Origin of the sequence: Frankia sp. CpI1-P, assembly GCF_001421075.1 — a bacterium.
In the GTDB taxonomy this organism is placed as follows: Bacteria; Actinomycetota; Actinomycetes; order Frankiales; family Frankiaceae; genus Frankia; species Frankia torreyi.
Genome location: NZ_LJJX01000002.1, coordinates 96,815 through 114,517, shown reverse-complemented (window position 1 = coordinate 114,517; position 17,703 = coordinate 96,815). Strand labels below are relative to the sequence as shown.

The 17,703-nt window shown below is 73.8% G+C and carries 9 protein-coding genes and 16 pseudogenes; all 25 read right to left on the bottom strand.

Annotated features, from left to right (window positions below):
* Nucleotides 1–35 precede the first annotated feature (35 nt).
* Nucleotides 36–1,706, bottom strand: a complete 1,671-nt coding sequence (locus FF86_RS02045) for a MiaB/RimO family radical SAM methylthiotransferase (RefSeq protein WP_044883792.1) — start codon at nt 1,704–1,706, stop codon at nt 36–38.
* 184 nt (nt 1,707–1,890) lie between these two features.
* Nucleotides 1,891–2,720: pseudogene (locus tag FF86_RS02040) on the bottom strand (helix-turn-helix domain-containing protein); the annotation flags it as partial.
* Between the two features lie 159 nt (nt 2,721–2,879).
* Nucleotides 2,880–3,006: pseudogene (locus tag FF86_RS38390) on the bottom strand (DNA translocase FtsK); the annotation flags it as partial.
* 19 nt (nt 3,007–3,025) lie between these two features.
* Nucleotides 3,026–4,117, bottom strand: a pseudogene (locus FF86_RS38380) (DNA translocase FtsK); the annotation flags it as partial.
* A gap of 1 nt (nt 4,118) precedes the next feature.
* A partial coding sequence (locus FF86_RS38375) for a DNA translocase FtsK 4TM domain-containing protein (protein ID WP_396229733.1) occupies nt 4,119–5,825 on the bottom strand: 1,707 nt, incomplete at its 3' end.
* Between the two features lie 114 nt (nt 5,826–5,939).
* A pseudogene (locus FF86_RS38370) lies at nt 5,940–6,404 on the bottom strand (RNase J family beta-CASP ribonuclease); the annotation flags it as partial.
* Nucleotide 6,405: 1 nt separating this feature from the next.
* Nucleotides 6,406–7,625: ribonuclease J (locus tag FF86_RS02030; RefSeq protein ID WP_242418017.1), on the bottom strand; the 1,220-nt coding region annotated here is incomplete at its 3' end.
* A pseudogene (locus FF86_RS02025) lies at nt 7,622–8,334 on the bottom strand (dihydrodipicolinate synthase family protein); the annotation flags it as partial. The pseudogene FF86_RS02025 and the gene FF86_RS02030, both read right to left, overlap by 4 nt.
* Before the next feature lies 1 nt (nt 8,335).
* A partial coding sequence (locus FF86_RS38365; RefSeq protein WP_242418016.1) for a dihydrodipicolinate synthase family protein occupies nt 8,336–8,629 on the bottom strand: 294 nt, incomplete at its 3' end.
* A gap of 624 nt (nt 8,630–9,253) precedes the next feature.
* Complete coding sequence (locus FF86_RS02020) at nt 9,254–9,448, bottom strand: hypothetical protein (RefSeq protein WP_044883796.1); 195 nt, start codon at nt 9,446–9,448, stop codon at nt 9,254–9,256.
* 21 nt (nt 9,449–9,469) lie between these two features.
* Nucleotides 9,470–9,776 (bottom strand): annotated as a pseudogene (locus FF86_RS38360) (hypothetical protein); the annotation flags it as partial.
* A 1-nt stretch (nt 9,777) separates the two neighbouring features.
* Nucleotides 9,778–11,134 (bottom strand): hypothetical protein (locus FF86_RS38355; RefSeq protein ID WP_242418015.1); only part of this gene is annotated, 1,357 nt, incomplete at its 3' end.
* Nucleotides 11,135–11,167: 33 nt separating this feature from the next.
* Nucleotides 11,168–12,283: an acetate/propionate family kinase gene (locus FF86_RS02010; protein ID WP_055407778.1), complete on the bottom strand. Its 1,116-nt coding sequence runs from the start codon at nt 12,281–12,283 to the stop codon at nt 11,168–11,170.
* Nucleotides 12,284–12,300: 17 nt separating this feature from the next.
* A complete protein-coding gene (locus FF86_RS61720; RefSeq protein WP_255354294.1) occupies nt 12,301–12,432 on the bottom strand; it encodes a hypothetical protein in 132 nt (43 codons plus the stop codon).
* Nucleotides 12,433–12,469: 37 nt separating this feature from the next.
* Nucleotides 12,470–12,792, bottom strand: a pseudogene (locus FF86_RS38350) (FAD-dependent thymidylate synthase); the annotation flags it as partial.
* 1 nt (nt 12,793) lies between these two features.
* Nucleotides 12,794–13,312, bottom strand: a 519-nt coding sequence (thyX, locus tag FF86_RS38345) for an FAD-dependent thymidylate synthase (protein ID WP_242418014.1), incomplete at its 3' end; no start/stop codon positions are given.
* Between the two features lie 537 nt (nt 13,313–13,849).
* Nucleotides 13,850–13,923: pseudogene (locus tag FF86_RS63575) on the bottom strand (hypothetical protein); the annotation flags it as partial.
* Nucleotide 13,924: 1 nt separating this feature from the next.
* A pseudogene (gene hisS, locus FF86_RS02000) lies at nt 13,925–15,039 on the bottom strand (histidine--tRNA ligase); the annotation flags it as partial.
* Between the two features lies 1 nt (nt 15,040).
* Nucleotides 15,041–15,172, bottom strand: a pseudogene (locus FF86_RS38340) (histidine--tRNA ligase); the annotation flags it as partial.
* Between the two features lie 206 nt (nt 15,173–15,378).
* A pseudogene (locus FF86_RS38335) lies at nt 15,379–16,283 on the bottom strand (nucleotide sugar dehydrogenase); the annotation flags it as partial.
* Nucleotide 16,284: 1 nt separating this feature from the next.
* Nucleotides 16,285–16,902, bottom strand: a pseudogene (locus FF86_RS38330) (UDP-glucose 6-dehydrogenase); the annotation flags it as partial.
* Nucleotides 16,880–17,166 (bottom strand): annotated as a pseudogene (locus FF86_RS38325) (UDP-glucose 4-epimerase GalE); the annotation flags it as partial. The pseudogenes FF86_RS38330 and FF86_RS38325, both read right to left, overlap by 23 nt.
* 1 nt (nt 17,167) lies before the next feature.
* Nucleotides 17,168–17,212 (bottom strand): annotated as a pseudogene (locus FF86_RS38320) (hypothetical protein); the annotation flags it as partial.
* A gap of 1 nt (nt 17,213) precedes the next feature.
* Nucleotides 17,214–17,457 (bottom strand): annotated as a pseudogene (locus FF86_RS38315) (NAD-dependent epimerase/dehydratase family protein); the annotation flags it as partial.
* A gap of 1 nt (nt 17,458) precedes the next feature.
* Nucleotides 17,459–17,703: pseudogene (locus tag FF86_RS38310) on the bottom strand (GDP-mannose 4,6-dehydratase); the annotation flags it as partial.

The window sequence follows — 17,703 nt, the reverse complement described above, 5'->3', positions numbered from 1 at the left end:
GCCGACGCCGCCCGGGGCGTCGGCTTCGGGGGCCGTCACGTCCCATCCGCGCCGGGCCGGCCCACCAGGACCGACGCCCGCGCCCCGCTTGCCCGCGCCCCGGTTGCCGACGGCGCGGCCTCGCCCCGACCGGCCGAGGGGCGGGCCCGGTCGAGCACCGCGGTGAACTCGGCGACCAGGTCGACCCCTTCGGACGCGACGACCCGGGCCTCGATCAGGTCCCCCACCTCGACACCGGGCAGACCGGCGCCGGGCAGGCCCCCGGCGGACGGGCCAGCCGCCGCGGCGGGGCCGGGCAGTCGGACCATGCACGAGCCGTCGGCATCGGGCTGCTGGTGTCCGGCACATCCGGCGGCGATCCCGTCGGCGACCTCCTCGACGAGGACCTCGACCCGGCTGCCGATCCGCTCCTGCGCCCGGGCGGCGGTGAGCTGTTCGACGAGATCGGTGATCTGTACCCGGCGTCGCTCGATCTCCTCATCGGCGATCTTGCCTGGCAGCGAGACCGCCTCGGTGCCCTCCTCGTCCGAATAGCCGAACACACCGACCGCGTCGAGCTCGGCGGCCTCGAGGAACTCCGCCAGGATGTCGACGTCCGCCTCGGTCTCGCCGGGAAAGCCGACGATGACGTTCGATCGGGCGCCGAGGCCGGGCAGCAGACGGCGACCGCGCTCGAGCAGGTCGAGGAAGTGCTCGGAGCCGCCGAACCGGCGCATCCGGCGCAGCACCGCCGGGCTGGCGTGCTGGAACGACAGGTCCAGATAGGGGGCGAGACCCGGCGTGGTCAGCAGCGCCTCGAGCAGCGACGGGCGCAGCTCCGCCGGCTGCAGGTAGACCGTGCGCACCCGCACGATGCCCGGCACGGCGGCAAGCTGCGGCAGCATCTTCTCCAGCGCCCGCAGGTCACCGAGGTCCTTGCCGTAGGACGTCGAGTTCTCGCTGACCAGCACCAGCTCGCGCGCGCCCTCGCCGGCCAGCCACTCCGCCTCGGCGAGGACGTCGTCGACGGGACGGGACACGTGCGAGCCGCGGAACGACGGGATCGCGCAGAACGCGCACCGCCGGTCGCAGCCGCTGGAGATCTTCAGGGCGGCGACCGGCCCCGCCGTCAACCGGCGACGACCCGGGGCACCCACCGCGCCCCCGCCCACGGCGCTCCCATCAGGTGCGCCGCTCGCCGGCCCGCCGGCGGTCCGCCCGCCGGCGCCGGCGTGCCCGGGAACATGCACGGCGACGTTCGCCGAGGCGCCCCGCTCCACCGGGGTGATCGGCAGCAGGGTGCGCCGGTCACGCGGGGTGTGGGCGGGCACGGTGGCGCCGCCGAGGACCGCCTCGAGATGCTCACCGATGCTCGGGTACGCGTCGAAGCCCAGCACCGCGTCGGCCTCGGGCAGGCTCGCCGCCAGCTCGTTGCCGTAGCGCTCCGCGAGGCAGCCGACGGCCACCACCGCACGCGGGCCCGCGCCGGCCGATTCGCCGCCGCCGGCCCGCAGGTCGTCCACGGCCAGCAGGGCGTCGATGGAGTCCTTCTTCGCCGCGTCGACGAATCCGCAGGTGTTGACCAGCACGGCGTCGGCGTCGGCGGCCTCTGCGACCAGCTCCCAGCCCTGGGCGGCGAGCCGGCCGGCGAGCTCCTCCGAATCCACCTCGTTCCGGGAACAACCGAGCGTGACGAGAGCTACCCGGCGCGGGACGTGAGTGGACACCAGGTCAGGCTACCGGGGTGACGGCACCCGGCGCCGCACCAGCCCGACATGGCCGACTCGCACAGGTAGCCGACTCGCACAGGTTGGGAGCCTCCCGGGCGGACCCGGTGCAGATCGACCGGCAGGCCGCCGGTGGCACCGGGTCGCCGCGCCCGCCGTCGCCGCGCCCGCCGGCCGGCCGCGATCAGTCCACCGACGCGATGGGCGCGGTGGCGAGCGCGGACGGCGGCGGGCCCGCGGCGAGGGGGCTGCGGCCGGCCTGCCCGACCTCGCACTCGCCGGAGGCGACCACGCTGACCCGAATCGTCACCACCTGACCGGCACCGCCGGAGGGCCCGAGATTCCGGCCGTTGCAGGACACGTCGACCGCGCCCGCGTTGCCCATCCTGATGTTCAGCGCCCCCGGCGCCGTGAGAGTGCGGCTGTCGCCGGAGCGCAGGAGCTGCGCGAGCAGCACGTGGCGGTCGTCGTCACGCACCTCCAGCCAGCTCTGCGCGTCGCGCGCCGCCACCACGACGTTCACCCCCGACGGGGGGGAGGTAGTGGGAGCGGGGACGGGCGCGCTGCTCGGCGCCGCGGTCGGTGCCGGCGCGGTCGGCGGGGGCGCCGCGGCGTCGCCCTGCCGGGTGGACCCGGATGAGCCGGCCGACCCCGAGCCCGGCACCAGCAGGGCGATGACCGCGATCAGGCACACCGCGGCCAGCGACACGATCATCGCGGTGCCCCAGCGGAACCCGCCGCGCCGGCGCCGGGTTCCGCCTCGCAACGGGTCGAACTCGCCGGGCGGGGCGCCGAGCACCGGCCCGGTCAACGCCTCGTGCGAGGCGTCGTAGGCGGCGAGCACGGGGCCGGGGTCGAGGCCGAGGCTGGTGGCGATGCTGCGCAGGTGGCCGCGGGCGTAGACCGTGCCGCCGCAACGGGAGTAGTCGTCCCGTTCGATCTGGTCGATCAGGCTTGCCCGCACCCGAGTGCGCTCACTGACCTCGTCGATCGTCAGGTTGCGCTCGCGACGGGNCGCGGCGAGCAGCGAGCCGGCGCTGGCCGGCTGCGGATCGTCCACGGATTGCATGAGCGACCTCCGCAAGCGTGAATTTCTGCCTACCGTGGAGGCACCGGCTCAGTTTACGGTCCGTCACCCGGCCTCGAAAGCGCAGACCCGGCCACCGGCACTTCCTAGCCGCTACGCAGGGTCGTCAGCAGGCCTTCGAGTTCGTCGGGCATGACCAGCACGTCGCGCGCCTTGGAACCCTCACTGGCTCCGACGATGCCCCGGCTCTCCATCAGGTCCATCAGCCGGCCCNCCTTGGCGAACCCGACGNGCAGCTTGCGTTGCAGCATGGACGTGGAGCCGAACTGGGTGCTCACCACAAGCTCGACGGCCTGCAGGAACAGCGCCAGATCGTCGCCGATCTCCTCGTCTATCTCCTTCTTCGCCTCGCCGCCCCCGTCGAACACATCCTCCCGGAATGCCGGCGGCGCCTGTTCCTTGGTGTGGTCGACGATCGCGGCGATCTCGTCCTCGGAGACGAATGCCCCCTGGATACGCGCCGGTTTGCCCGCGCCCATGGGAAGAAACAGCGCATCGCCCAGTCCGACGAGCTTCTCCGCCCCGGCCTGGTCGAGAATCGTGCGGCTGTCGGCGAGCGACGCGGTGGCGAACGCGAGCCGGGACGGAACGTTGGCCTTGATCAGACCGGTCACCACGTCCACCGACGGGCGCTGGGTGGCGAGCACGAGGTGGATGCCGACCGCGCGGGCCATGGCGGTGATCCGGCAGATGGCGTCCTCGACGTCGCGCGGGGCGACCATCATCAGGTCGGCGAGCTCGTCGACGATCGTCAGGATGTACGGGTACGGCGTGTACACCCGTTCGGAGCCGGGCGGGGCGACGATCTCCCCGTTGCGGACCTTGCGGTTGAAGTCGTCGACGTGACGCACCCCGCAGGCGGCGAGATCCTCGTAACGGTTCTCCATCTCCTTGACAACCCACTGCAGCGCGTCGGCCGCCTTCTTCGGGTTCGTGATGATCGGCGTGATCAGGTGCGGGATGCCCTGGTAGTTCGTGAGCTCGACCCGCTTGGGGTCGACGAGGACCATGCGCACCTGGTCCGGCGTCGCCCGCGCCAGCACCGAGGTGATGAGCGTGTTGATGCACGTCGACTTCCCGGCGCCGGTGGCCCCGGCGATGAGGATGTGCGGCATCTTCGCCAGGTTCGCCAGCACGTAGCCGCCCTCGATGTCCTTGCCGAGGCCGACGACCAGCGGGTGGGCGTTGGCGAGCGCCTCACCGCTGCGCAGTACGTCGCCGAGCGACACCAGTTCCCGGTCGGTGTTGGGGATCTCGACGCCGACCGCGCTCTTGCCCGGGATCGGGCTGATGATCCGCACGTCCGGGCTCTTCACCGCGTACGNGATGTTCTTCGCAAGCTGGGTGATCCGCTCGACCTTCACCGCGGAACCCAGCTCGACCTCGTACCGGGTCACCGTCGGGCCGCGGGTGAAACCGGTGACCCGGGCATCGACCTTGAACTGGGCGAAGACATCGGTGAGCGAGGCGATCACGCCGTCGGTCGCGGCGGAACGGACCTTCGGCGGCGTGCCGGAACGCAGCAGCGTCGGCGACGGCAGGGTGTAGTCCCCGTCGGCCGGCGGGACCAGGTGCTCGATCTCGTCCGGGGCTCTCGGGGACCCCGGCCCGGGCACGCCGGTCGCCGTGTCCGCGGCGCCGCCGGTCACCTTCGCCGCCCGCGTCCGCCCGCGTCGGGCCGCGGCCGCCGAACGCGCCGCCGAGGCGGCCCCCGCGCCGGCCGGGCCGGCCGCCAGGTCCTCGTCGTCGGGGCCGCCGACGTAGCCGGTGTCGGCCTCGGGGCCGGCGAGCTCCCCGAACAGGTCGAGGCCGAGGTCGCCGGCCGCGGACACGCCGTCGACCGCCTCGGCGTCCGCGGCGACACCGCGCCGGGAGCGCGGCCGGGACCGGCCGCCACCCTGCCCGGCCTCGATGTCGAACACCTCGTGCGGACCCGGATCGTCCGGGCCCGCGCCGCCGACGCCGCCCGCACCGTCCAGACCCGCACCGACCGGGCTCGCCCCGTCCGATCCGGGGAGCGCGGCGCCCGCCCGGCTCCGGCGACGGCCCCGGGCCGGCCGGGCGCCACCCGCGGCGTCCGGGTCAAGCAGATCGTCGGCGAACGCCGGATCGTCAAGATCGTCGTCGTAGTCGGAGTCGTAGCCGTCGTCGAGGCGCGCCTCGGGATCGCGCACCCCGGCGGTGAGCCGCTCGACGAGCCCGGCGAGCCGCTCGGGCACCTGCCGGATCGGCGTCGCGGTGATCACCAGCACGCCGAACGCCGCGATCAGCAGCAGCAGCGGGACGGCGACGAACGGCGTCACGGCGCTCGCGAGGGGCCGCCCGCCGAGCAGGCCGACGAGGCCGCCGGCACCCCGGACCCGCCCGACGCCGTCGGAGAAGTCGGGCAGCCCGCGGGCGATGTGCACGACGCCGAGCAGGCCGACCCCGAGTGCGGCCCAGCCGATCACCACCCGACCGCGGCTGTCGGGATCGCTGGGCGCGCGCACGAGCCGCCAGGCGGCCCCCAGACCGAACAGGGGCAGCGCCCACGCCCCGGCGCCGACGAACAGTTCCAGGACGGCGGCGACGAAGGAGCCGACGGGCCCGCCCGCGGAGAACCAGACCGCGACGGCGGCCAGGATCGCCCCGCCGAAGGCCGCGAGCCCCAGCCCATCGCGCCGGTGGGCGGGATCGATGCGCAGGTCGCGAGCGCCCCGCCCGGTCCGGCGCAGCATGGTGCCGAGCAGCGTCGCCGCCGCCATCCACACCTGGTAGACGGTCCGGACGACGGCCTGGCCGACCATCAGGGTCAGCGGCGGGCGGCGCTGCCGGTCCTGCGCCTTCGCCCGGCCTGCGGGCGCGGACCGGGTGGGTCCCCCGGGCCGCGCCGTGCGGCCGCCCGCGGGTGCGCGGGCCTTGCCGCCGGAGGTCGGGCGGCTCTTGCCGCCCGCGCCACCGCGCGTTGCTGTCGGACGCCCATCGCCCCCCGGCGGGGACGTGGCCGTCCCCGTCTGCACACGCGTACGCGCGCCGCTGGTACGTGTGGCCACCGTCGAAACGGTACACAGGGAAGCGACCGAGTCCCTGCAACCCCGACGAACCGGGCGTGCCGTGCTGGGCACATCCACCCGCACGGGCGGGCGAGGACGGGCCACCCCGCCGGATCAGACCTCCAGAACCACCGGAACGATCATCGGCCGACGGCGGTAGTGCTCGTTGACCCAGCGGCCGACCGTGCGCCGCACGAGCTGCTGCAGGGCCGAGGTGTCGTTCATCCCGCCGCGCATCGCGTCCGCGAGCCCGTCACTGACCAGCCGGGCCACCGAGTCGAACGTGGCGGGCGAGTCGGTGAAGCCGCGGGCGGACAGGTCGGGACCGACGACGACCTTGCCGGCGGCGGCGTCCACCACGACGGTGATCGTGATGAACCCCTCCTCACCGAGGATCCGGCGGTCCTTCAGGCTCGGTTCACCGACGTCGCCGACCGCGGCACCGTCGACGTAGACGTAGCCGCAGGGCACCGCGCCGGTGATCCGCGCACGGCCGTCGATCAGGTCGATGACCATGCCGTCCTCGGCGAGAACCACGTGGTCCGGCGGCACGCCGGTGGCCTCGGCGAGCTTCGCGTGNGCCCGCAGATGACGCCATTCGCCGTGTACCGGCATGACGTTGGACGGCCTGGTGGCGTTGAGGACGTAGAGCAGCTCGCCCGCGGGGGCGTGGCCGGAGGTGTGCACCTTGGCGACACCCTTGTGGACGACCTTCGCGCCGTAGCGGGTCAGGCCGTTGATGACCCGGAAGACCGCGTTCTCGTTGCCGGGGATGAGGCTGGACGCCAGCACGACGGTGTCCCCGGCCTGGATGCGGATCTGGTGGTCGCGGTTGGCCATCCTGGACAGCGCCGACAGCGGTTCGCCCTGCGACCCGGTGGAGATCAGGCAGATGTTGCGGTCGGGAAGCGAGTCCACGTCCCGGGCCTCGACGATCAGACCCGGCGGCACCCGCAGCAGTCCGAGGTCACGCGCGACGCCCATGTTGCGCACCATCGAACGGCCGACGAAGCAGACCGAGCGGCCGTGCGCCTCGGCGGCGTCGAGGACCTGTTGCACCCGGTGCACGTGGCTGGCGAAGCAGGCGATGATGATCCGGCGGGTCGCGTCCCGGAACACCCCGTCGAGCACCGGGGCGATCTCCCGCTCCGAGGCGACGAACCCGGGCACCTCGGCGTTGGTCGAGTCGGACAGCAGCAGGTCCACGCCCTCGCGACCGAGCCGGGCGAAGCCACCGAGGTCGGTGAGCCGACCGTCGAGCGGGAGCTGGTCCATCTTGAAGTCGCCGGTGTGCAGGACGAGGCCGGCCTCGGTGCGGATGGCGACGGCCACCGCGTCCGGGATCGAGTGGTTGACCGCGAAGAACTCGCACTCGAACGGCCCGTAGGTGTGCCGCTCCTCCTCGCGGATCTCCTGCGTGACCGCCTTGATCCGGTGCTCGGCGAGCTTCGCGTTCAGCAGCGCCAACGTGAGGCGGGTGCCGATGATCGGGATGTCGCGGCGCTCCCGCAGCAGGTACGGCACCGCGCCGATGTGGTCCTCGTGCGCGTGGGTGAGGATCAGCGCGTCGATGTCGGCCAGCCGGTCCCGGATGGCGGTGAAGTCCGGCAGGATCAGGTCGATCCCGGGCTGGAAGTCCTCGGGGAACAGCACGCCGCAGTCGACGATGAGCAGCCGGCCGGAGTGCTCGAAGACGGTCATGTTGCGGCCGATCTCGCCGACTCCGCCGAGCGGGATGATGCGCAGGCCGTCCGCGCGCAGCGGCGGGGGCGGGCCGTAGTCGGGGTGCGGGCGGCTCATGAGACCTCACCCGCCGCCACGACCGCGAGCCCGGCCGGCGGACCGGACGGTAGCTGGCGTGCGCCAGCCCCACGCGGGTCGCCGACGTCGAGCGTCGCCTCGGCGAGGTCGGCACGCAGTCGTGCGACCTCGGCGGGGGTGGCATCGACCAGCGGCGGCCGAACCGGACCAGCCGGCAGCCCGGCGAGCCGCAGCGCGGCCTTGGCCAGGATCACCCCCTGGGTTCGGAAGATTCCCTCATACGCGGGCAGCAAGCCCTGATGCAGCGCGATCGCCCGACCCACCTCACCGGCCCCAATGGCCTCGATCATGGCACGGATCGCCGGGGTGGCCACGTGCGAGACGACGCTGACGACCCCACAGGCCCCGATGGACAGAAGCGGCAGGGTAAGCGCGTCCGTGCCGGAGTAATACGCCAGATCCGTCCGCGCCATCACCCAGGAGGAGGCGGCCAGGTCGTCCTTGGCGTCCTTGACCGCGACGATACGCGGGTGTTCGGCCAGCCGCACCAGGGTGTCGGTCGCCACCGGCACCCCCGTCCGGCCGGGAATATCATAGATCATAACGGGCAGGCCGGTCGCGTCGGCGACGGTGGTGAAGTGCAACGTGAGCCCGGCCTGCGGCGGCTTGCTGTAGTAAGGCGCGACGACGAGCAGCCCGTGGGCGCCCGCGGCCTCGGCCGCCCGGGCGAGCTCCACCGTGTGGGCGGNGTCGTTGGTCCCGACGCCGGCGACGACGCGGGCGCGCCCGGCCACGGCCTCGACGACGATCCGCACCAGGCGGGCCTTCTCCGCATCGGTCGTGGTCGGCGACTCCCCGGTGGTGCCGTTGACGACGAGCGCCTCGTTGCCCGCGTCCACCAGGCGGACCGCGAGCTGCGCCGCACCCGCCTCGTCGAGAGCGCCGTCCGCCAGGAACGGCGTGATCATCGCCGTGATCATGCGCCCGAACGGCGCCGGCGGCAACACTGACATACCGGTCACGCTAGAGCGCACCTCCGACATCATCTCTCCGGCCGGCGCGAAACCGCCGAACCTCCGGACAACCCACCCTTGCTGTACCCGTCCTTGTTGCGGCCGGTGCCGTACGGCACCCGGCGCGAACCCATCGTCCGCCCGAGCCGCCACCCCGGCCAGACCGGTGCGGCCCGCGCGGGCCACACCCGCCCGGACCGGACGGCCCCACCACACCGGCGGGCGGACAGGCCGCCTGCCCACGCTCAATCCCCGTCACCCGCACGCACCAAGCCACATCCGCGCAGCCGCACCCACACCCGACACGCCTCGTCCGCACCCATCCGCTTCGCTCGCGCGCACCACACCGCATCCGCGCACCCACCGCATCCGGCACCGACGCGCCGCGGCAGGGTAAGGACCGGCTGCGCCAGACCGAGCCGCCTTCCCGCCGGCCGCCACGCCCGCGGTCGCGATCTCGTCCGGCCTGGCCCGACAGCATGACCGACACCTCGGACACGCGCGCCCGGCCCGGTCCACCCGCTACCGCCACCGACGGCGGTGGCATCCGTCGGGGGCCGCGCGCCGCCGACGATCACCCCAGCCAGGCCCCGCTCGCGGCACCGGCCAGAACCGGGCGGGCCGACGAGAGGCGGGGAACAGGGGCGAGAACGACTAGTGCGTGCGAACGGACCCCCCGGACACCTGGCCGGGCGATCCCAGCCCCGGCACGCTCCCGCGGTCGCCCGCGCCCAGCATGTTGCGGTCCAGCCGGAACCACAGGTCCCGGCGACCCAGGCGCACCAGCGACCGCAGCCCACCGGAACGGAGCGGGCCGAGCGCCACACCCGGACCGTAGTTCTTCGGCATCCGCCACCGTCCCGTTCGCCGCTACAGAGCCTCCAGCGTACCGCCACCGGGCCGGTCGGGGACGGTCACGGCGGCTTGGGCGGGCCGCGCGGGCGGATCCGTCACCGCGGCGGCGGGGGCCGGCGGCGCCGGATCGGGCGGGGCGTGCCAGCCGGTGGCCCGCAGCCCGGCAAGGACCGCCAGCGCCACCAGCAGGGCCAGCAGGGTCGTCTTCGCCGGACCGAGGACCCAGGCGGCCAGGCTGCTGCGCTCCCGGGTGAGCAGCACCGTCGCCGCGAACGAGGAGGGCAGCGTGATCACGGCGACGGCATCCGGGGCCAGCTCGACGNGCAGGGCGGACAGGCCCACCGTGAGCAGCATCAGCACGCCGATCGCGCCGGTGATGCGGGAGACGTCCGCGGAGACGCTGAGCCCCACGACCAGCCGGGACCGCGGCGGCCGGCGCGCGTCGGTGGTGTAGAAGGCGTACACCTCCCGGTTGCGCTGGACGTCTTCGATGTAGGTGCGCGGCACCGGGTCGCCGAACAGGTCGATCATCATCGGGGTGTCGAGCTCGATGCTCGTGTCGTCCGTGCCGATGCTGACGTGGTAGCTGCCCGTGCCGCCCGAGTCGACGTCGACCAGCGCCGCGGGGTGGAGAAGCTGGCGCCACGGCGGTCCGGACCGGCCGAGCACCGGACGGCCGCGGACGAGCACGGTGCGCAGCTCCTCGCTCGTCTTGATCAGGAACGGCCGGTAGGGGTCGAGGGTGACGGCGGCGAGCGCCTCCCAGCGCCGCCCGTACTCGGCCACGGTCGTCAGCACCGGTTCGGCCGCCGCCCCGACGCCGACCAGCGCGTCGATCCAGGTGGTGAACCCGGTCAGGTACCGCTCGACGGCGGCCAGGTCGCGCCCGTCGGGGACGTCCGGGTCCCGCCAGAGCTCCCCGACGGCGAGCAGCAGCGTCTCGGCGCTGCTGAGGGGGTCGAACGGCTCGGCGAGGGCGGCGGCCAGCACCCGTTCGGCGTCGACGACCTGGTCCTGCCACCGGCGCAGCCGGGACGCCGGCACGGCGAGCTCGGCCTCGCGCTCCAGGTAGGTGCGGATCGCGTCGAGCCGCAGCGGGCGACCCCGCCCCGGCACCAGCCGTGGGTAGTTGCCGGACAGCCGGCCGGGGCGGAAGCGGGAGATGGCGTCGACCATGCGGCGGGCCGGCTCCTCCAGCGGCACCCCGAGTGGATCGGCGAGCCTGGCGATCAGGTTTCCCTGGAGGGCCACCGACGTGCCGTAGGGCATCAGGTGGGCGTCCGAACCCCCCGGGCCGGTCAGGTCGAAGGCCACCAGGGCCCGCTTGGACAGCGTCGAGACCGGCAGCAGCACCAGGACCTCGGGCGGCAGCCTGCCGACGGTGTTCACCCGGCCGGCCCCCGTCACCGGCACGACCTGGTTGAGCACATCGTCCAGCGGACCCCAGTTGACCGAGCGGGCCAGCCGGCACCGGTTGGCGCTGAGGATCGTGAACTGGTCGACCACCCGCCGGCGCAGTCCCTGGAAGGGCGGCGGCGGGGCGAGCAGGGTCATCGTGACCTCGTCGACGTCGGTGAGGTCGAGGACGGGGGCGTGCTCGGCGTCGTCGCGCCGGCTCCACCGCCGCAGCCGGCCGAACGCGCCGGGCCCGGCCCCGGCCGCACCGGCGGTCCCCGTCACGAATCAGGACATTACCGGTTCATCCGGTATCGCTCACCCAACGCCACCGGCGAGGACGCTCCGGACCCCGCGGGCGATCTCCAGATCCTCGCGGGCGGCGAGGACCAGCGTGCGCACCGCTGCCCCCGGTGCGCCGATCTCGCGGTCGACCGTGCCGTCGGCGGGCGCGGCGTTGCGCGCCGGGTCGACCGCCACCCCCAGGTACCCGAGTCCTGCCGCGGCGCCGGCCCGGACCGCCGCCGAGCCCTCCCCGACCCCGCCGGTGAACACCAGGGCGTCCAGGCCGCCGAGCGCCGCGGTCATCGCGGCGATCTCCGCCCGCAGCCGGTGCAGGTAGACGTCCAGGGCGAGCACGCAGGCCGGGTCGCCACCGGCGGCGCCGGCCTCGACCGCGCGCAGGTCCGCGGTCCCGGCGAGCCCGAGCAGCCCGGCCGAGCGGAACAGACCGTCGGTGAGCTCCGCGGCGCTCACCCCGGCCTCGGTCTGCAGCCACAGCAGAGCACCCGGGTCGACGCTGCCCGAGCGGGTGCCCATCACCAGGCCCTCCAGCGGGGTGAAGCCCATCGTCGTGTCGACGCCGACCCCGTCGAGCACCGCGGCGAGCGAGGCACCCGAGCCCAGGTGGCAGGTCACGATGCGCCGGGCGCCGGTGAGCCGGGCCGCGTGGCGGGAGGCGTGGGCGTGGGAGAGCCCGTGAAAGCCGTAGCGACGGATGCCGTACCGTTCCCGCCACTTCGCCGGCAGGGCGTAGGTCACCGCCGCCGCGGGCAGCCGGCTGTGGAACGCCGTGTCGAAGCAGGCGACCTGGTCGACCTCGGGCAGCGCCGCCCGCACGGCGTCGAGCGCGTCGAGCGCCGCCGGCTGGTGCAGCGGGGCGAGCGCGGTCAGCGCGCGCAGCCGGTCGGCCACCGGCGCGTCGACGAGCACCGGCCGGGTGAACTCGGTGCCGCCGTGCACGATGCGGTGCCCGACCGCGGCCGGCTCGCCGTCCGCGGCGCCGACGAGCTCGCCCAGCGCCGCGGCGAGCTCGGCCGGGTCGGCGCGGCCGGCCGGGGTGTCGAGGTCCCGGGCGGCGAGCAGGGTGTCGTCCGGGCCGACCAGCCGCAGCTTGAGGCTGGCCGATCCGGCGTTGACCACCAGGACGTTCACCGTCGGGCCGATCACCGTCAGTACGGCCAGGTCCAGTCGCGGATCGCCGGGTCGTCCTCGCCGTGGTCACGGGTGTAGGCGCGGGCGGGCAGCGAGCCCGAGGCCTCACCCGAGTCCTCCCGCCGCGCGGCGTCAACGACACTGGTCATCCGCTGCTCCTCCTTCGGCCAGCCGGCGCCGGCGGCCTCAGCCCTCCCCGACCAACGGGCTGGAGGCGACTTCCGTGCCATCGTCCAGGGCGGAGATGCGGAAATCCGCGAAGACGTTGGGCGCCACCGCCTGCAGCTCGCGCAGGATCGTGACGGCGAGACCGCGGATCTCCACGTCGGCGTGCTCGCTGGCGCGCATCGCGATGAAATGCCGCCAGGCCCGGTAGTTCCCGGTGACGACGATGCGGGTCTCGGTCGCGTTCATCAGGACCGAGCGGGCGGCCTGCCGGGCCTGCTTGCGCCGCGAGGTGGGGGCGGCGATGTCGGCGAACCGCTTCTCCAACCCCTCCAGCAGCCGGCNGTACGCCTCCAGGGACGCCGCCGCCGCCTGCTCGAACAGGGCGTGCAGCTCCGGGTCGCCGGCCACGACCTCGGGCTCGACGATCGCCGCGTCGCGCTCGGGGACGTATCGCTGGGACAACTGGCTGTAGGAGAAGTGCCGGTGCCGGACCAGCTCGTGGGTGAGGCTGCGCGAGACGCCGGTGAGGTAGAGCGAGACGCTGCCGTGTTCGAGCACCGACAGGTGCCCCACGTCGAGGATATGGCGCAGGTAGCCGGCGTTGGTCGCGGTCGCCGGGTTGGGCTTGCTCCAGCTCTGGTAACAGGCCCGGCCGGCGAACTCCGCCAGCGCCTGGCCGCCGTCCGCGTCGGTGCTCCACGGCACGTCCGCCGGCGGGAGGAACTCGGTCTTCGCGATCACCTGGACCCGTAGCCGGGCGGTCGCCGGACCAGCGGGCGCCACCGCGGACACCGGCGTCGCCGCGCCGGGTGCCGCCTGGGACGCCGTCCCGGAAGTCGGTTCGGACGCCGGCTCAGACACTGCCACCTCCATCGCCACCGCGGCACCCGGGGCGACCCTTGCCCCGGCGCGGACTGCGACCACGGTAGACGCCTCGGGGCCCCCGGCGTACGCCGGACCTCGCGAACCCACCTCCGGCCACCAGGACCGGTGCGGTCCGCGGACAGGGCCGTCGCAGTCGGCCGCGGCGGGCCGGTCGGCCGATGCGCAATCAGTCGAGCCGGTCAGCAATCAGTNGAGCGGGCCAGCAATCGCCCAACGCGGCCGGTGTCGGCACCCACTTACCCGTCCGGTCACGCGACCGGAGCGCAGGGATTGGGGGTCGGCGCGGGCGTGGTACACCGGTTGTGGACGCCTCGTCAGTCCCCAACGACGAGGAGTCGCAGTACCCGCTCGCGCGACGTGGTCTGGCGCGGTCGGGGGTCTCCGCCCCCGTCAATCCCCGGCCGCCCAGCCACGTCGCGGCGGGCAGCCCTCCCCCGCGATGGCGCGGCGGCCCAACCGCCGCGCGCATCCCGGAACCCGCCGTGTCGAGGTCAGGGCGGGGTCAGGTCGGGGTCAGGTCGAGGTGGGGGTCCAGGCGGCGGGGTCGGCGGCGGCCTGGTCACCGGTCGCCATGTTCTTCACCTCGTNCTCCCGTCCCTCGTCGAAGGGCGGGAACCAGACGAAGCCGATGCCCTTGCGGGCGGCGTAGCGGACCTGCTTGGCCAGCTTGTCCGGCTGGTGGTAGGTCTCGACCTTCAGCCCGCGGGCGCGCAGCGCGGTCGCGGTGGCCAGCGCCGCCGCCCGGCGCTGCGCGGCGGGGATCACCACGAGCACGTCGGCGGGGCTCGCCGGGCCGCTCGGCAGCAGACCCTCGGCGAGGAGCTTGGCGAAGATGCGGGTCAGGCCGATGGAGATGCCGACCCCGGGCAGGTTGCGGCGGATGAACGAGCCGGCGAGGTTCTCGTACCGGCCGCCGGAGCAGATGCTGCCGAAGTCGGGCCAGTCGACGAACTTCGCCTCGTAGACCGTGCCGGTGTAGTAGTCGAGGCCGCGGGCGATCGACAGGTCCGCGACCACGCTGCCCGGGGGCAGGTCGCCCAGGTCCTCGAGGACCTGGGCGAGCTCGTCGAGGCCCTCGGTGAGCAGATCCGACTTCACGCCGAGGCGGCGCACCTCGTCGACGACCCCGGGGCCCGTCGCCCGGATCGCGGCGAGATCGAGACAGGCCCGAACCTGGTCCGCGTCGAGCCCGGCCTGGGCGCCGAGCAGGTTCGCGACGCCGTCGGGGCCGACCTTGTCCATCTTGTCCGCGATCCGGATGACCGCGAGCGGATCGCCGATCCCCAGCCCCTCGTAGAACCCCTGCAGCACCTTGCGGTTGTTGATGTTGATGGTCCAGGGCGGGACACCCAGGGTGCCGAGCACCTCGTGGACGATCCGGGGCAGCTCGGCGTCGAAGTGCAGGGGCACCCGGTCGACGTTGATGACGTCGATGTCGCACTGGGTGAACTCGCGGAAGCGGCCCTCCTGGGGCCGCTCACCGCGCCACACCCGCTGCATCTGGTAACGCTTGAACGGGAAGACGAGCTCGTTGAAGTGCGCGGCCACGTACCGGGCGAACGGCACGGTCAGGTCGAAGTGCAGGCCGAGCCGGGCGCTGTCGTCGTCCGCGTCGGCCTGCAGGCGGCGCAGCGTGTAGACCTCCTGGGAGGTCTCCCCCTTCGCGGTGAGCACGTCCAGCGCCTCGACCGACGGGGTCTCCANCGAGCAGAAACCGTAACGCTCGAAGGCCGCCCGGATCGTGTCGAGCCAGCGCTGCTCGACGATCCGGACCTCGGGCAGCCATTCCGGGAAACCGCTGACGGGCAGGGGGCGGACGATCGGCGCGTCACTCATCGCCGGGAGGTCTCCTCATCGATCTCGAACGGACGGGTACCTGCCGTCCCGGGCGCGGCCGACCGCGACGCCGGGCGGGGCTCACCGATGTCGAACGAGACGACGCATGCGTTGCACCCTACCTCGCGGATCACCCGGACCGTCCCGCCGGGACGGGGCCCCTTCTCCATCGAGCCCCGTGCCGGCGGGCGGCACACCCGCAGCGGTCAGGACCGGCGTCCCACGGGGGCGTCGATCTCCGCGTCGCGCGCGGCCGCGCCGTCCGGGCCGGTCGCGGCGGGCAGTCCGAATCGCGGCCGCTGCTCCGGCACGGGGCTGGGAATGACGCCCGTGGGCCGGCCGGGGGCCAGGTAGACCCAGCCGGCCTGGCGCCAGCGGTCGCCGTCGAGGGCGTGCCGGGCATCGATGATCAGCTTACGACGGACGAGCTGGCCCAACCGGGCCGGGTCGAGCTCGGCGAACTGGCGCCACTCGGTGAGCAGCACGACGGCGTCGGCGTCCGCGGCCACGTCCTCGACGGTCTCGCTGTAGGTGACGCCGGGCAGGGCGCGCCGCGCGTTGGGGGTCGCCACCGGGTCGACGACCGTCACGTCGGCGCCGGTGCGGGCCAGCAGGTCCGCGACCGCGAGCGCCGGCGAGTCGCGCACGTCGTCCGAGTTGGGCTTGAAGGCGGCGCCGAGCACGAGCAGCCGCCGACGCGCCAGCGTGCCGTCGAGCGCCGCGGCGACCAGGTCGACGACCCGATCCCGGCGCCGGTTGTTGATCTCGTCGATCTCGCGCAGGAACCGCAGCGCGACGCCGACGCCAAGCTCATCGGCACGCGCCTGGAAGGCGCGGATGTCCTTGGGCAGGCAGCCGCCGCCGAACCCGACGCCGGGGCGCAGGAAGTTGCCACCGATGCGGACGTCGTGGGACAGCGCCTCGGCCAGGGTGAGCACGTCGGCATCGACGGCCTCGCACACCTCGGCCATCGCGTTGATGAAGGAGATCTTCGTAGCGAGGAAGGAGTTCGCCGCGGTCTTGACGAGCTCGGCGGTCGCGTAGTCGGTCACGATCACCGGCACGCCCTGGGCGATCACCGGGGCGAAGGCCGCCCGCAGCGCCCCCTCGGNGGCGGGCGAGGCGACCCCGAACACGAGCCGGTCGGGATGCAGGGTGTCGGCGACGGCGAAGCCCTCGCGCAGGAACTCCGGGTTCCAGGCGAGCTGCACGCCGGCAAGGTCGGAGACGATGTCGGCATCGGCCCCGGCGTTCGCCGGGGCGAGCCGGGCGAGGGTCCGGGCGATCCCGGCGGCCGTGCCGGCCGGGACGGTGGACTTGCCGACCACCAGACACGGCCTGGTCAGCAGGGGCGCCAACCGCTCGATGGCCGCGTTGAGATGGCTCAGATCCGCCCCGTAGCCGTCGGGGCGCTGCGGCGTGCCGACGCACACGAAGTGCACGTCGCCAAATTCGGCGATCTCCTCGAAGGAGGTCGTGAAGCGAAGCCGGCCGGTCGCGAGGTTTGCCCGCAGCAGGTCGGCGAGATCGGGCTCGAAGAACGGGATCTCGCCCGCGGAGAGCCGCTCGATCTTCGAGTGGTCGACGTCGACGGCAAGCACCTCGAAGCCCAGTTCGGCCATGCAGACCGCGTGCGTGGCGCCGAGGTAGCCGGTTCCGATGACCGTCAGCCGCGGTCGGGGCCCGCTACCCGGCGCCGCCGCGTCCTCATGACTGTCCGACGTGCTCATCAGGCTCCTCTTCATCGTCGTACCCCCCTGGATTGAGGCGCTGGAACTGCCAGGCGTCCCGGCACATGTCCGCGACGCTGCGGCGAGCGGTCCAGCCGAGTGCCTCGCGGGCGAGCGTGGCGTCGGCGACGAGCGCGGCGACGTCCCCGGGCCGTCTGGCCACCACGCGGCAGGGAAGATCTCGGCCGCAGGCGGCGGAGAATGCCGCGTGCAGCTCCCGTACGGACGTCCCGGCGCCGGTCCCCAGGTTGATGACCCGGTGCCNCGGCTGGTCGGCGAGGTGGTCGAGGGCCAGGCGATGGCCCTCGGCNAGGTCGACCACGTGGATGTAGTCGCGCACCCCGGTGCCGTCGGGGGTGGGGTAGTCGTCGCCGAAGATGGACAGCTCGGCGCGGCGGCCCACCGCCACCTGGGCGAGGTAGGGCATGACGTTGTTCGGCACCCCACGGGGATCCTCGCCGAGCAGGCCCGACTCGTGCGCGCCGGTGGGGTTGAAGTACCGCAGGGAGATGACCTGCCAGGCCGGATCGCGGGCGCAGACGTCGGCGAGGATCTNCTCGCACATCCACTTGGTGCGCGAGTAGGGGTTGGTCGGCCGGGCCGGTGTGTCCTCGGTGATCGGCACCGTGTCGACCGTGCCGTAGATGGAGCAGGACGAGGAGAAGACCAGTCGGTGCACGCCGTGCTCGGCCATGACGCTGACCAGGCCAAGCGTGGCGTTGACATTGGTGTCGTAGTACTCCAGCGGGATCTCGACCGACTCGCCCACCGCCTTGCGGGCAGCAAAGTGGATCACGGCAT